Source organism: Sanguibacter suaedae (assembly GCF_016342785.1).
Taxonomy (GTDB): domain Bacteria; phylum Actinomycetota; class Actinomycetes; order Actinomycetales; family Cellulomonadaceae; genus Sanguibacter; species Sanguibacter suaedae.
This window is the reverse complement of the sequence record NZ_JAEINH010000006.1, coordinates 51,814-65,589: the sequence shown is the minus strand read 5'-3', so window position 1 is coordinate 65,589 and position 13,776 is coordinate 51,814. Positions and strand designations below refer to the sequence as shown.

At 73.7% G+C, this 13,776-nt stretch carries 13 protein-coding genes and 3 tRNA genes; 5 read left to right on the top strand and 11 right to left on the bottom strand.

The features are described 5' to 3' along the window. A tRNA-Lys gene (locus JAV76_RS08685) sits at positions 1–74 on the top strand. Between the two features lie 101 nt (positions 75–175). On the opposite strand, the gene JAV76_RS08680 is transcribed toward JAV76_RS08685, so the two are convergent. The 3 genes from JAV76_RS08680 to JAV76_RS08670 are packed head-to-tail and all read right to left on the bottom strand — an operon-like array spanning position 176 to position 2,992. After that, a complete protein-coding gene (locus tag JAV76_RS08680) occupies positions 176–1,612 on the bottom strand; it encodes a glycosyltransferase family 2 protein (RefSeq protein ID WP_198733649.1) in 1,437 nt (478 codons plus the stop codon). Continuing rightward, positions 1,609–2,610, bottom strand: coding sequence for a HEAT repeat domain-containing protein (locus tag JAV76_RS08675; protein ID WP_198733648.1), 1,002 nt, complete (start codon positions 2,608–2,610; stop codon positions 1,609–1,611). The genes JAV76_RS08680 and JAV76_RS08675 overlap by 4 nt, the downstream gene beginning before the upstream one ends. Before the next feature lies 1 nt (position 2,611). After that, positions 2,612–2,992 carry a response regulator transcription factor gene (locus tag JAV76_RS08670; protein ID WP_198733647.1) on the bottom strand — a complete coding sequence of 127 codons (381 nt, stop codon included), beginning with the start codon at positions 2,990–2,992 and terminating at the stop codon, positions 2,612–2,614. A 145-nt stretch (positions 2,993–3,137) separates the two neighbouring features. On the opposite strand from JAV76_RS08670, the gene JAV76_RS08665 reads away from it, so the two are divergent. Then, positions 3,138–4,052 carry a DcsG N-terminal domain-containing protein gene (locus JAV76_RS08665; RefSeq protein WP_198733646.1) on the top strand — a complete coding sequence of 305 codons (915 nt, stop codon included), beginning with the start codon at positions 3,138–3,140 and terminating at the stop codon, positions 4,050–4,052. A 58-nt stretch (positions 4,053–4,110) separates the two neighbouring features. Here the strand turns inward: JAV76_RS08665 and JAV76_RS08660 are convergent. From JAV76_RS08660 to JAV76_RS08650, 3 genes are all read right to left on the bottom strand, one after another. Continuing rightward, a tRNA-His gene (locus tag JAV76_RS08660) sits at positions 4,111–4,186 on the bottom strand. A 174-nt stretch (positions 4,187–4,360) separates the two neighbouring features. Next, positions 4,361–5,014 (bottom strand): oligoribonuclease, encoded by a 654-nt coding sequence (gene orn / locus JAV76_RS08655; protein ID WP_198733645.1) that lies wholly within the window; start codon positions 5,012–5,014, stop codon positions 4,361–4,363. A 67-nt stretch (positions 5,015–5,081) separates the two neighbouring features. Continuing rightward, positions 5,082–5,255 carry a hypothetical protein gene (locus JAV76_RS08650; RefSeq protein ID WP_198733644.1) on the bottom strand — a complete coding sequence of 58 codons (174 nt, stop codon included), beginning with the start codon at positions 5,253–5,255 and terminating at the stop codon, positions 5,082–5,084. Between the two features lie 185 nt (positions 5,256–5,440). Here JAV76_RS08650 and JAV76_RS08645 point away from each other — a divergent pair, with 185 nt between their 5' ends. After that, entirely contained in the window at positions 5,441–6,142 is a 702-nt protein-coding gene (locus JAV76_RS08645) for a phosphatase PAP2 family protein (protein WP_198733643.1), read from the top strand. A gap of 34 nt (positions 6,143–6,176) precedes the next feature. Here the strand turns inward: JAV76_RS08645 and JAV76_RS08640 are convergent, their stop codons facing one another. The 5 genes from JAV76_RS08640 to JAV76_RS08620 form a co-directional block, all read right to left on the bottom strand. Continuing rightward, entirely contained in the window at positions 6,177–7,352 is a 1,176-nt protein-coding gene (locus JAV76_RS08640; RefSeq protein WP_198733642.1) for a thiolase family protein, read from the bottom strand. Positions 7,353–7,380: 28 nt separating this feature from the next. Next, complete coding sequence (map, locus tag JAV76_RS08635; RefSeq protein WP_198733641.1) at positions 7,381–8,148, bottom strand: type I methionyl aminopeptidase; 768 nt, start codon at positions 8,146–8,148, stop codon at positions 7,381–7,383. Next, on the bottom strand, positions 8,145–9,650 hold the full coding sequence (locus JAV76_RS08630; protein WP_198733640.1) for a class I adenylate-forming enzyme family protein: 1,506 nt from the start codon (positions 9,648–9,650) through the stop codon (positions 8,145–8,147). Before JAV76_RS08630 ends, map begins: the two co-directional genes overlap by 4 nt. A 3-nt stretch (positions 9,651–9,653) precedes the next feature. Then, complete coding sequence (gene rnhA, locus JAV76_RS08625) at positions 9,654–10,133, bottom strand: ribonuclease HI (RefSeq protein WP_198733639.1); 480 nt, start codon at positions 10,131–10,133, stop codon at positions 9,654–9,656. 27 nt (positions 10,134–10,160) lie between these two features. Beyond that, a tRNA-Arg gene (locus tag JAV76_RS08620) sits at positions 10,161–10,233 on the bottom strand. A gap of 168 nt (positions 10,234–10,401) precedes the next feature. Between JAV76_RS08620 and JAV76_RS08615 the strand changes: the two genes are divergently transcribed. Next, on the top strand, positions 10,402–12,054 hold the full coding sequence (locus tag JAV76_RS08615) for a GTPase domain-containing protein (protein ID WP_198733638.1): 1,653 nt from the start codon (positions 10,402–10,404) through the stop codon (positions 12,052–12,054). Between the two features lie 142 nt (positions 12,055–12,196). Further along, positions 12,197–13,756, top strand: coding sequence for a P-loop NTPase family protein (locus JAV76_RS08610; RefSeq protein ID WP_198733637.1), 1,560 nt, complete (start codon positions 12,197–12,199; stop codon positions 13,754–13,756). The last annotated feature ends 20 nt before the right edge of the window (positions 13,757–13,776 follow it).

The window sequence follows — 13,776 nt, the reverse complement described above, 5'->3', positions numbered from 1 at the left end:
GCGCCATTAGCTCAGTTGGTTAGAGCAGCTGACTCTTAATCAGCGGGTCCGGGGTTCGAGTCCCTGATGGCGCACACGAGAGAGGCCCAGGTCACCAGACCTGGGCCTCTTCTGCATCGCCCGCGGGCCGTGCGTCGCCCCCCGGTCGGGCCACGCGGGGAACGCGCGTCGGTCGTCAGCTGCTCCCGAAGCCCGCCCGCGTCATGGTGCCCCACACGGCCTTCTTCCGGGTCAGGCTCGCCCACCACCCCTGCAGGCGCCAGACGGCCGTGAGCTGTCGGTAGCCGACGTTCTCGGCCACCGAGGCGAGCACGATGGACCCGAGATCGCGCCATCGGGCGTACCGGTGGAACGAGACCTCCTCGACGAGCAGCGCTGCGCACGTGACGAAGAACGCATAGACGTAGGCCACGAGCAGGAAGGCGATCGCGAAGGGGACGTTGATGACCCCGAGGAGGAGTCCCAGCGGGACGACGATCACCCCGATCACCTCGAGGAGCGGCGCGCAGAGCTCGAAGAGCCAGTAGTAGGGCAGGGCGACCATCCCGATCCGCCCGTAGCGGGGGTTGAACGTCATGCGCCGGTACCCCCAGAGGACCTCCCACAGGCCCCGGTGCCACCTGCGGCGCTGGCGTCCCAGGACGGCGAGGGTGTCCGGGACCTCCGTCCAGCTCACCGGTTCCGCGACGAACACGACCCGGTAGTCGCGCCCGCCGTCCTTCATCATCTTGTGGATCCGCATGACGAGCTCGAAGTCCTCGCCGATGGAGTCCGGGTCGAGCCCGCCCGCCTCCACGAGGACGTCCCTGCGGAACATCCCGAAGGCGCCGGAGATGAGGATGAGGGCGTTCGCCTGCGACCAGCCCGCCCGCCCGAGGAGGAACGACCGCAGGTACTCCACGACCTGGATCCGGGCGACGGCCGACCGTGGCATGCGCACGTCGACCACGCGTCCGCCGATGACGCGGCACCCGTTCGCGGCCCGGATCACTCCACCGGTGGCGACGACGTTCTGAGGATCGTCCGCGAACGGCTTCGACACGACGAGCAGGGCGTCCGGGTCGAGGATGGAGTCCGCGTCGACCATGACGACGAGGTCCCTGGAGGCGACGTTCACGCCCATGTTCAGGCTGTCCGAGCGCCCGGAGTTCTCCTTGTCGACGACCACGAGCGGGATGCTGTCGTCCGTGGGCACCCAGACGCCGCGGAGATCCCCCCGGACGGGGATCTTCCCCTCGACGCCGCGCGTGCTGCGCACGAGCCCGTACGTCTCCACGAGCCGCTCCAGGGTCGCGTCGCTGCTCCCGTCGTTGACCACGACGACCTCGTGGTCCGGGTACCTGAGGTCGAGGACCGACCGGACCGAGTCGAGGATGACGTTCGCCTCGTTGTACGCCGGCAGGAGGACGGAGACGCCCGGCGTCAGCGGCGAGCGTGCCGCGGCCGTCGTCCCGGCGAAGGGGGAGCGGCGCAGGTGGCGCCCGAAGTTCACGCTCGCGAGCACGATGAGCAGCAGGTACGACGAGTTGATGAGGAAGAAGTAGAGCAGGAGCCACGAGCCCGTGACGTCGAAGAACGTGACGAGCGCGTCGCGCACCGGGTCGAGGGTCATGGTCCAGCCCCTTCCGTGGTCAGGGTGGGGCCGGCCTCGAGAGCGAGCCGGCGCAGGTCCGGGTCCAGGTCGTCGCGGAGCGGCGCCAGGTGGTCGAGAGCCGTCGGGGTCCCCATGTCGAGGAGCGTGCGAGCGGCTGCCAGCCGCACCCCGGGGTCCTCCGTCGGGGCTGTCGCCGAGGCGAGCGTCGGCACGGCCCACGCGCCACCCAGCCGAGCGAGGGCGCGGGCGGCCTGGACCCGCACGGCGGGCGACGGGTCGTGCAGCACCCTCTCGCCGACGTACCGCGCGGTGGGCAGGACGAGGAGCTCGGCGGCGACGGCGACCGCCGTCAGCCGCACGATCTCGTCGCGGTCGGCGAGCGCCCCCTCGAGCGCGGGTTCCAGCGCGGTCGTGTCCGCCTCGCCGATACCGATGAGCGCGGTGCCGACGATGCTCGCGGGGACGTCCGATCCCGGTCGCAGGGCCCCGAGGAGGAGCGCGGCGACGTGCGGGTCGCCCAGCTGCCCCAGCGCGCGAGCGGCGACGGTGCGCACCTCGACGCTCGGGTCCGACAGGAGGCGGACGATGCTCCGGCGTCCGTCGACGTGCCCGACGAGCCCGACGACCTCCGCGGCGCGCGCGCGGCGGACGGCGCTGCGCGCGGTCGTCGCCGCCACGGCGCGCGCGAGGGTCCCGCGGTCCAGGAGCACCTGGACGAGGGCGTCACGGACCTCGCCGCGGACCGAGTCGAACGCGGCCAGGACGTACCGCTCGGCCGTCGGCCACAGGGGCTCGGGCACCGCGGCGACCTTCTCGCAGGCCGGGGCCACCTCGTCGTCCTCCGCGGTGAGCACCTCGAGGACGAGCGGGCGGACCTGCGCCACGAGAGCCTCACGACGGCGCGCCAGCACCCCGCGACCCACGCGCACGGCCACGGTCGCGAGGAGGAGGGCGACGCAGAGCGCGCAGAGGACCGTGAGGGTCCACACGAGCACGGTCCAGGAGAGGACGAGCATGTCAGGGCTGACGGCGCGCGAGCATCGCCTTGACGCGCACGAGCAGCTCTCTCGGGCTGAACGGTTTGGTCATGTACTCGCCTGCACCGGCAGCGAACCCGGTCTCGACGTCCCGCTCCTGCGTCTTCGCGGTGAGGAGCAGGACGGGGGTGGTGGCGGTCTGCTCGGCGTCCCGCAGGCGACGCAGGACGTCGATGCCGGACATCCCGGGCATCATGACGTCGAGCACCACCAGGTCGAAGTCCCCGCTGAGCCCGAGCTCGAGCCCCGACAGCCCGTCGTTCGCCTGCGTCACCTCGAAACCCGCGTTGCTGAGCTTCAGCGCCACGAGGTCGCAGATGTCCTGGTTGTCGTCGACGACGAGCACCTTGCCCTGCGTCATGCGTCAGCAGCCTCTCGGGAGTCCATGCACGTCAGCGTAGGTCGGGCAGCCCGCGGGCGGGCGGTGCAGAGGGGCCCCGTGCCAGGTTTCACCCGGTGCCGGCGCCCCGGGCCGCGGAAAGGGACCGACTCGCTATCCTTGGACGGTGCCGACACCTCGCGTAGCCCTAGCCACCTGTTCCGTGCTCCCCGACCTCGACCCGGACGACGCCCCCCTCGTCGAGGCGCTCGCGGAGCGCGGCGTCGAGGCCACGGCGGCGGTGTGGGACGACCCGGACGTCGACTGGACGTCGTTCAACCTCGTGGTCGTCCGCTCCACCTGGGACTACTCGGCCCGCCAGGACGAGTTCATCTCCTGGGCCCGCAGCGTCCCTCGCCTCGCGAACGACGCCGAGGTCATCGCGTGGAACACCGACAAGTACTACCTGAAGACCATGGGGGAGATGGGCGTCCCGATCGTCCGGACGCTGTGGCTCGACCCCGACCGGCACCTCACGTCGCAGGCGATCCACACGCGCCTGCCTGCGCACGGCGACTACGTCATCAAGCCCACCGTGAGCGCCGGGGCTCGGGACACGGCCCGGTACCAGGAGAACACCGCGCAGGCGCGCGGCGAGGCGATCCTCCACGCCCGCGAGCTCCTGCGCTCCGGACGGCACGTCATGGTGCAGCCCTACCTCAACCAGGTGGACGTCGCGGGCGAGACCGCCCTGATCTTCGTCGACGGCGAGTTCTCCCACGCCGTCCGCAAGAGCGCCATGCTCTCCCGCGGGCACCGACCCACCCAGGGCCTCTACCAGGAGGAGGTCATGCGGACCGTCGAGGCGACGGAGGCCGAGCTGGCGCTCGCCGACCGTGCGCTCGAGGCCGCACGGACCGTCCTCGGTGGAGCCGCCGACCAGATGCTCTTCGCCCGCGTCGACATGCTGCCCGGCGACGACGGCGAGCCCATCCTCCTCGAGCTCGAGCTCACCGAGCCGTCCCTGTTCTTCGCGAAGTCGCCGGGGGCGCTCGACCGCTTCGCGGACGCTCTCGTGGCGAGGGTCTCCGCCCAGGGGTGACGCCGAGTACGACGAAGGCGCCTCACGTGATCACGTGAGGCGCCTTCGTCGTACCGCATGGGGTGAGTAACGGGACTTGAACCCGCGACCCCCTGGACCACAACCAGGTGCTCTACCAGCTGAGCTATACCCACCATGCGCATCGCACCCGCCCAGGGGCAGAAGTGCGTTGCTGGACCGGAAGACCGGGCCGTCGAAAAGTGTACCTGCTCCGGGCGGGCCTCCGTGACACGGTCCGGCGTGACTCCCGACACGCCCCGACGCAGGCCGACGGTGCGGGCCGGCGAGGCGCTGTGGGCCGAGCCGGGTCAGCGCAGGAAGGCGTCCGGGACGGACAGGGTCCCGGACACGGAGGTCCGGGCGACCTGTGCCGCGACGGCCCTGGCGGACTTCGTGTCCGGGCCCGGCTGGGGCACGAAGAGCGCCGACCGGTAGTACCGGAGCTCGTCGATGCTCTCGAGGATGTCTGCGAGGGCGCGGTGCCCCCCGTTCTTGGTGGGGGACGCGAAGTACACGCGGGGGTACCAGCGGCGGGCGAGCTCCTTGATGGAGGACACGTCGATGATCCGGTAGTGGAGGTGGTTCACCAGCTCCCGCATGTCGCGTTCGAGGAACATCTTGTCCGTCGCGACGGAGTTGCCGGCGAGCGGGGCCTTGCCCGGGTCGGGCACGAAGGCCCGCAGGTGCTCGAGGACCTGCGCCTCCGCGTCCGCGAGGGAGACGCCGTGCTCGAGCTCGTCGAGCAGGCCGGACGACGTGTGCATCTCCCGGACGAAGTCGTTCATCTGCTCGAGGGCCTCGTCCGGCGGACGGACGATCACGTCGATGCCCTCACCGAGGACCGTGAGCTCGGAGTCGGTCACCACGGCGGCGACCTCCACGAGGGCGTCCGCGCCGAGGTCCAGCCCCGTCATCTCGCAGTCGATCCAGATGATCCGGTCGGTGTTCCCAGTGCTCGCCACCCTCACAGCCTACGCGTGCACGACGAAGGCCCCACCGGTGGGGCACCGGCGGGGCCTTCGGGGAGGGTCATGCGCGCCTGCGCAGGAACCGGGGAGGACGGCGCCGGGCCACCCGGGGCGGGACGTCGGGCCGGCTCTGCTCCCTGCGCCTCTGCGCCGCGAGCACGCGCTCCTCGTGCTCGCGGGACGCGAGCTGGTAGCGGAGGTACGGGTCGATGGACCCGAAGGACTGGTCGTTCATGGTATGACTTCCGTGACTGTCGTGGGATGGGCTTGGGCGTCGACTCCGCTGCCCTGACGTCACCGCGGTGTGGGACAAAACAACCACGCTGACCCCGTCGGCCGCACGGCTTTTTCTCCGGGTGGTGGCGTCCGGGCGGCCCTCCCCGGCGGGCGGAGCCGCGGGTGCGTCGGTAGCATCGTCCGATGCTCCGAACCGACTGGTGGCGCCTGCTCGTCGTCCTCGGCCCGGCGACGGTCCTCGTCGTCCTCGGCGCCGCAGGCTTCGCCGGTGTGCTCGAGGCCGTCCGTGAGCGTGAGGATCTGTGGGTCGCCGACGACGCGGTCCTGGGATGGGTGGTGGACCACCGCACCCCTGCGGCGACGACGTTCTTCACCGTGGTGACGAACGGGTTCGGCCCGTACGTGCTGCCGGTGGTGGTCGCCGTCGGGTGCGTCGTGTGGTGGCGGGTGTCGGGCGCATGGCGCGACCCGCTCCTCCTCGTCGGTGCGATGCTCCTGTCCACGCTCGTCTCGACCGTGCTCAAGGCGGTCATCGCCCGTCCACGTCCCCCGGCGGAGTCGATGACGGTCGCCGGGGTGGAGACCTCGTTCTCGTTCCCGTCGGGGCACACGATCGGTGCCGCGACCCTGGTCCTCGTGAGCGGCTACCTCGTGTGGGCGCGCCACAGGACGGGCAGGCGTCTCGTGGTGTGGGCGGTGACGAGCCTCGCGGTCGTCGCCGTGGTCGGTGCCAGCCGCCTCTACCTGGGCTACCACTTCGTCACGGACGTCGTGGCGTCCGTGTGCCTGGCGGTCGCGGTCCTCGGCGTCGTGGTCGGGGTGCACACCTGGGTGAGCGGCGGGCCCGCCGAGACCGTCCACGAGGGGGAGCGGGTCGACGACTGACGCCCGGCGCCCGTCCGCCGGGGAGGGCGACCGTTCAGCGCACGACCTCGAGCAGCACCGCGATGCCCGACCCGCCCCCGATGGCGGCGGTCGCGAGCCCCAGCGTCCCGGCCGGCGCACCGCCCCGCACGAGGCGGGAGAAGAGGCGGGTGACGGCGATCGCCCCGCTCGCGCCCCACGGGTGGCCGAGGGCGAGCGCCCCGCCGTCGGGACAGACGCGCCCGGAGTCCCGTCCGGCGGTGTCGAGGCCGAGCGCGTCCGTGACGGCGAGGACCTGCGCGGCGAAGGCCTCGACGATCTCGACGACCGCGACCTCGTCGAGGGAACGCCCCGTCCGGGCCAGCAGGTGCTGGACTGCGGGGACCGGACCCCATCCCGGCAGCGCCGGGTCGCACCCGACGACCACCCCGTCGAGCACGCGCAGACCCGGGGCTCCGTGCCGCGAGCTCTCCGGCACGACGGCGACGGCGGCGGCCCCGTCGCTCACCGGGCTCGCGGTCGCGGCGGTCACGGTCCCCCCGAAGGCGGGGCGCAGGCGGGCGAGGAGAGCTGGGTCGAGGACCCGTGCCCGCTCGTCGCGGACCACCGTGCCCAGGGTGACGGTCTCGCGGTCGAACCGGCCGGCCGCGTGGGCGGCGAGAGCCTTGCGGTGGCTCGCCAGGGCGTAGGCGTCCTGGCGGTCGCGCGAGATCCCTCGGGCGGCGGCGAGGACGTCGGCGGCCGCCCCCATCTCCGGGTCCGGGGAGCCCTCCGGCGCGAAGGGCGCACGGGCGAAGGGCTGGGCGTCGGCGTTGGCGCGTCCGGGAGCCTGGCCGGGCCGGTGCCACCGCTCCGGGGCGGTGGAGGCGCTCTCGGCGCCACCGGCGAGGACGAGGTCCACCGCTCCGGAGCGCACGGCGTGGGACGCCGTGAGGATCGCCGCGAGGCCGCTGCCGCACTGGCGGTCGACGACCATGCCCGGCACGCGATCGCCGAGCCCGGCACGGAGCGCGGCGACCCGGGCGACGTTCCCGCCGGGGCCGGTGCAGTTGCCGAGGACCACGTCGTCGACCGGCGCCGTGGTCCCGGCGCGCCGGGCGTCGTCGAGGGCCGCGACGAGGACCGGCGCGGCGAGCTCGTCGACCAGGAGACCGCGGTGCCCCTTGCCGGCGGTGCCCACGAAGGTCCTCCGCGCGGCGACGACGACCGGGGTGCGGTAGTCGTCGGTCACGCTGTCGCTGCCGGGTGCACCGGCGTTGTCACAGGGCCGTGAGGATCTGCGGGCCGTCGGCGGTGATGACGATCGTGTGCTCCCAGTGGGCAGCGCGGGCCCCCTTGGTGGAGCGCAGGGTCCAGCCGTCGGCGTCGTGCGTGTAGCTGCCGCGCCCGTCGGCGATGAACATGGGCTCGATGGCGATGGTCAGGCCGGGGACGAGCTTCATGCCCTTGCCGCGGCGTCCCACGTTGGGGATGAACGGGTCCATGTGCATCTCGGAGCCGATCCCGTGACCGCCGTGGTCGTCGAGGATCCCGACGCGCGCGTCGCGCGCCACCTTGGCGACGGCGTACCCGATGTCCCCGATGGTGTTGCCCGGCCGGGCGGCGGCGATGCCCGCGTCGAGGGCGGCACGCGTGACGTCGACGAGCTCCTGGTCGCCGGGCCGCGGTGTCCCCACCACGTAGCTGCGGGCCGCGTCGCCGCACCACCCGTCGAGGACGGCACCGAAGTCGACGCTGAGGAGGTCCCCGTCCTGGAGGGCGTAGTCCGTGGGGATGCCGTGGACGATGGCGTCGTTCACCGACGCGCAGATCACGCCGGGGAACGGCACGGGCGCCCAGTCGGGGTGGTAGTCGAGGAACGGCGACGTGGCGCCGTGCTCGGCGAGGACCGCGGCGCCCACGGCGTCGATCTCGCGGAGCGTCACCCCCACGCCGGCAGCGGCCTCCATGGCCTCGTGGGCGCGGGCGACGACACGGCCGGCCTCGCGCATCTTCTCGATCTGGGCGGGGCTCTTCTTCTCGATCACCCGACCGAGCCTAGCCGTCCGTCCCCGGGATCCCGTCGCAGGCGCCGCCACCTGCCGCCTGCCGGGTCGGCGCCGTCCTCGAGGAGGACGGCGCGGACGTCGTCGCGCGCCACCTTGCCCGTGCCCGTGGTGGGCAGCGACCCTGCGACGTACCAGCGACGGGGTCGCTGCGCAGGCGCCAACCGCTCCCGGGCGGTGGTCTCGAGGTCCTCGAGGCTCACGTCGCCGACGACGACCGCGGTGACGACCTCCCCGAGGCGCAGGTGCGGTGTCCCGAGGACGACGACGTCGTCGAGCCCTGGCGTGCCGCGCAGGCCGGCCTCGACGTCCTCGGGGAGGACGGTGCTCGCGCCCGTCTGCACGGCGCCGGTGCCGCGCCCGAGGACGACCAGCGGGTCGCCCGTCGTGCCACTGCCGACGGCGAGGTCCCCGACGGTGACCCATCCGTCGGAGCGGCGCACCGGACCGCCCGCGTCGCCGAGGTAGCCGAGCGCCGTCCACGGCGACCTGACCCACAGCTCCCGCGCACCGGCCAGGGCGGTGGGGCGCAGGTCGATCTCCACATCGGGGAAGGGGCGCAGGCCCGTACCGTCGGTGTCGACCGCGACGAAGGACGTCTCCGCGGCGCCGTAGTAGGTGACCACCCGGATACCGAGCGCCCGGGAACGGTCCCGGAGGGCGTCGGGGAGCGCGGCGCCGCCCACGACGGCGGTCCTCAGGGAGCGTGGCGCGCCCTCGGGCAAGGCCTCGAGGACGTCGAGGACCGTCTCGAGCCCGCCGGGCGTGGTCTGCACGGCGTCGCACCCACGGATCGTGGTTGGTGCGGCCCCGGCGCCCGACGGGGCGAGGTGCACGGCGGCACCCGTGGCGAGACCGTGCAGCGCCGCGAAGCAGAACAAGGAACTGGACGCCGGGCCGGGGACGAGGACCACGCTCCCCGGTCCGATGTCCGTGAGGTCGGTCACGGCCGGGAACGACCCCACCCAGGACTCTGCGCTGCGCACCACCGCGCGGGCGCGACCGGTGCTGCCCGACGTGAGGACCGCGAGCGCTGGGGCACCGGTCCGGCGCGTGACGGAGCGTGGTGGGGCTGGCTGGGCCGCGGCGGAGGACGGCAGCGTCCTGGCGAGCGGGCGGGCGACACGGACGGTGCGCCCCAGCGCCCCGAGGACCTGGGCCTGCTGCTCCGCGGGGCGGTCGTCGCACACCAGGGCGATGCCACCGAGGAGCTCGACGGCGAGGACCGCCACGAGGACGTCGGCCTGGACGGCGCCGGGTCGCCTCCGGGCGCAGTGGAGGAGGTCGAGGGCGACGAGATCGCCCGCGGCGACGGGGTCACGCCCGTCCCTGCCCGATGCGAGGTCGGCGGCGGCGGCGCTCACGCGACCGGCGAGACCGCCCGCGGTGAGCGTCGCCGTGCGCCCGTCGTCCTCGGTCCACCGCAGCGCCGGCGCCCGCGGCGACCGGCGCGCACGGTCGAGGACGGCGCGGGCGAGCACCACGGGTCAGCCGCGGCGCGCGGACTCGACGCCGCGGTTGGCGAGCTCGTCGGCCTTCTCGTTGCCCACGTCGCCCGAGTGCCCCTTGACCCACCGCCACGTCACCGTGTGGCGGGACACCTCGGCGTCGAGCGCCTGCCACAGGTCCACGTTCTTCACGGGCTTCTTCGCGCCGGTGCGCCACCCGTTGCGCTTCCAGCCCGCGATCCACGTGCTCATGCCGTTCATGACGTACGTCGAGTCGACGTGCAGCGTGACGACGCAGGGGCGCGTGAGGGCGCGCAGGCCCTCGATGACCGCCGTGAGCTCCATGCGGTTGTTCGTCGTGGGGTCCTCACCACCGAAGAGCTCGCGCTCGTGGCCCTCGGTGCGCAGCCAGGCTCCCCACCCGCCGGGCCCGGGGTTGCCCTTGCAGGCGCCGTCCGTCCAGATCTCCACCGGAGGACCGTCGGGAAGGGCGCTGGGCGGGGGAGTCTGCAGGGTCATGCGTCAAGACTAGACAGCGAGGACGGGTGCCCCGAGCAGGACTCGAACCTGCAACCTACGGATTAGAAGGCCGTTGCTCTATCCATTGAGCTATCGAGGCGCGCACGACCGCGTCCGGCGCGACGTGCTAGGCGAGGATACCGGGGATGCGGCACACGCTGCGCGTCCGTCCCCACGGTGCCGTGCAGGTCGTGGCCCCGACGGCGGTTTCACCCTCGTACGGCGCGCGCGCTTGGCGGAGCAACCGTTGCACGCGAGAATCATGCTCGTGAGCACTCTCAGCGGCCCCGAGGCCCACCAGCCCATCGCCGGGCGGCACTCCGCCGACGGCGCGGAGGCGCTCGAGCCTCACTCCACGGTGTTCGACGTCGTGACGGACCTGCGCCGTGAGGTCGCCGGCCTGTCCTTCCCGCTGGAGATCGACGAGGTGGACGTCGCCCGTGCCCGCCAGCAGCGCCTCGTGGCCCAGCTGGACGACCACCTCCTGCCGCGCCTGAAGCAGCTCTCCACCCCAGCGGTCGTCGTCATCGCCGGGTCCACCGGAGCCGGGAAGTCGACGCTCATCAACTCGCTCCTGCGCGAGGAGGTCTCCCAGGCGTCCGTGATCCGTCCCACCACCCGGGAGCCCGTGCTGGCGTTCAACCCGCTCGACGCCGAGGTCCTCGCCGGGACCGCTCTCGTGGACTCGATCCGGTCCGTCCCCAACGAGCACGTCCCGCGCGGCATCGTGCTCCTCGACGCCCCCGACCTCGACTCGGTCCTCGACGAGAACCGCCAGACGGCCGAGCGGCTCCTCGAGGGCGCCGACCTGTGGCTCTTCGTGACGACCGCGGCGCGCTACGGCGACGCCCTGCCGTGGCGCACCCTCGAGGGAGCCATGGAGCGCGGCGCGACCGTCGCCATGGTCCTCAACAGGGCACCCCAGGCGTCGCTGACGACGGTCCGCGGGGACCTCCTGGCCCGCCTGCGCGAGCACGGCATGGACAACGCGCCCCTGTTCGTCGTGCCCGACGCCGGTCCCCACGAGGGCCTCCTGCCCGCAGCCTCCGTCGTGGCCATCGACCGGTGGCTGCGCACCCTCGGCGGCGCCGACCGCGCCCGCACCGTCATCCTCCGCACACTTCGTGGATCTCTCGGCGCCCTCCCGCCGTGGGTCGAGGAGCTCGCCGAGCACGTCGACGCCCAGCACCTCGCCGCGACCCGCCTGGAGGCGGCCGCCGGTGCGGAGCTCCCGCCCGTCGCCACCACGGCGCGCAGGCTGGTCGAGTCCGGTGCGCTCGCCGAGGGCGCGGTGGAGTCCCGATGGGCGCAGCTCGTCCGCCCGGCACGCCTCGACAAGGCGATCTCCCGGTCGGGCGTCGCCCGCGGTTCGGCCCGCGTGGGCCGCAACCGCGAGGCGGCGCTCGCCGACCTGGTGGCGGCGGTGCGCGACGCGGCCGTCGCGGGGCTGACGTCCGCCGCGGACGATGCCCACGCCGCCCTGCGCGAGGCGCTCGCTCGGCAGCCCGGGGGAGCGGACCTCCTCGGACCTGGGAAGGGCGAGGCAGGGCGCGCTGCGGCTGCCGCCGACGCCGTCGACGCGTGGATCGCGGCGACGCGGGACCGCGCGGGAGCCGTCGACCCCGCGTCGGGGAAGCAGGCCGAGTCTGCCGTGCGGGCCTTCGGGCACGGCGGCCTCGCGGCGCTCCTCCTCGCCGCAGGACTGGGGCTGGCTGCCGCCGAGGACCTCGTGGGGCGCCTCCTCGGCAACGACGGCCGCGACCTCGTGCCCGTCGTGACGGGCGACCTCGCGGAACGCACCGCTACGCTGGTGGACCGGGAGCTGGACCCCGCGCGGGAGGCCCTGGCGGTCCCGGCTCTCGCGGACGACGCGGCGGTCGGTCTCCGGGTCCGCCTCGCGGAGATGTCCCAGCTCGCGTGACGTCGCCGCTGTGGCGGGACCCGCCGCGCGGACCGTACAGTCCGAGGACGACGAACCGCACCACGGTCCCGACCCTCCAGGTGCGGGCCGGCACCACGACCAGCACCCCACGACCCGCCCCACGACCGCTCAGGAGCAGCCCGTGACACAGTCCGACCCGACCGGTGCAGCCTCGACCGCAGCCCCGGTGGCGACGACCCACGGAGCGCGCTACACCCAGCACGTCGCCAACCTGCGGCACGCGCTCGACGTCGCCGGCGACCGCCTCGACCCGGCCGTCGCCGAGCACGCACGGAACGTCCTCGCAGGCGCCGAGGAACGGCTCGCCCTCGGCGTCGACCACACGATCGTCGCGCTCGCCGGAGGCACCGGCTCGGGGAAGTCGAGCACCTTCAACGCCGTCTCACGCCTGAGCTTCGCCGACGTGGGTGTCCGCCGACCGACGACCGCCCGGGTCACGGCGTGCGCGTGGAGCGAGAGCGCGACGGCGCTCCTCGACTGGCTCGACGTCGACCCGGAGCGCAGGATCGCCCGCGACAGCCTCCTCGACGGCGACGACGAGTCGCCGCTCGACGGGCTCATCCTCCTCGACCTCCCGGACCACGACTCCGTGGAGTCCGCGCACCGCGCCATCGTCGACCGGATCCTGCCGCTCGTCGACCTCCTCATCTGGGTGGTCGACCCCCAGAAGTACGCCGACGAGGCCCTGCACGCCGGGTATCTGCAGGGACTTGCCGGCGCGGAGGCGTCGATGATCGTCGTGCTCAACCAGATCGACACCGTCGCCGAGGCCGCACGGCCGTCCCTCCTCGAGGACGTCGGGCGGCTCCTGCGGGAGGACGGCCTCGTCGGGGTGGACGTGCGGACCGTGTCCGCCCGTACGGGGGAGGGCATCCCGGAGCTCCGGGAGACGCTGCGCGAGGCGGTCGCCCGGCGGAGCGTCGCCGCGAGCCGGCTCGCCGACGAGCTCGACCGGGAGGGACGACGGATCGCGGACGAGGTCCCCTCCTCGGTCCTCACCGACGCCCGGCCGCTCGCGCAGGGCGAGGTCGACCGTCTCGCGGTCGCCGTCGGGGTCGAGGCCGTCGTCGACGACGTGCGGTCGACCGTGCGTGCAGGTGGCGGGAGCGCGGCCTCGGCCCCGAGGTTCCGCGCGCCGCAGGAGTCGGCCGTGCGCGTCGTGCGCAGCCGGTGGATCACGCGCGTCACCGAGAGCATGACGCCGTCCTGGACGCAGTCCGTGGACTCGGCGGTGCCCGGTCACGGCGAGCTCGCGGCCTCTCTCGTGTCGGCCCTCGACGAGGTGCCGGTGAGCGTGGAGGAGTCCGTCGGCGGCCGTCGCGCCCGCACCGTCGCACGTATCCTCGGGGCGGTCGCCGTCCTCGCGGGCCTGGCCGCGCTGCTCCTCGGTACCGGGGTCGTCGAGACCGACGGTCCCTGGGCGCTCGTGATCGGTGCGGTGGCCGTCCTGGCCGCCGTCGGCGCCGTGGGCAGCGTCCTCCTCGGTGCCCGGCTCCGTGCCGCGCGCGGGGACCAGCGCGCGGAGGAGGTGCGGACAGCCGCGACCGCTGCGCTGCTCACGGTCGTGGAGCGCGATCTCGTGGGGCCTGTCCAGCGGGTCCTCGACGAGCACACCGACGTCCGCGAGTCCGCGCTGTCGGTCCGTGACACGTCCCCCCCAGCCGCGCCGTCGGCGAGGTAGTCCACACGCGGTCCGGGTCC

What these genes read in the sequence shown, in the direction of transcription:
- JAV76_RS08680 (WP_198733649.1), bottom strand. Translation starts at nt 1,612, where the DNA reads ATGACCCTCGACCCGGTGCGCGACGCGCTCGTCACGTTCTTCGACGTC.
- JAV76_RS08675 (WP_198733648.1), bottom strand. Translation starts at nt 2,610, where the DNA reads ATGCTCGTCCTCTCCTGGACCGTGCTCGTGTGGACCCTCACGGTCCTC.
- JAV76_RS08670 (WP_198733647.1), bottom strand. Translation starts at nt 2,992, where the DNA reads ATGACGCAGGGCAAGGTGCTCGTCGTCGACGACAACCAGGACATCTGC.
- JAV76_RS08650 (WP_198733644.1), bottom strand. Translation starts at nt 5,255, where the DNA reads ATGAACGACCAGTCCTTCGGGTCCATCGACCCGTACCTCCGCTACCAG.
- JAV76_RS08645 (WP_198733643.1), top strand. Translation starts at nt 5,441, where the DNA reads ATGCTCCGAACCGACTGGTGGCGCCTGCTCGTCGTCCTCGGCCCGGCG.
- rnhA (WP_198733639.1), bottom strand. Translation starts at nt 10,133, where the DNA reads ATGACCCTGCAGACTCCCCCGCCCAGCGCCCTTCCCGACGGTCCTCCG.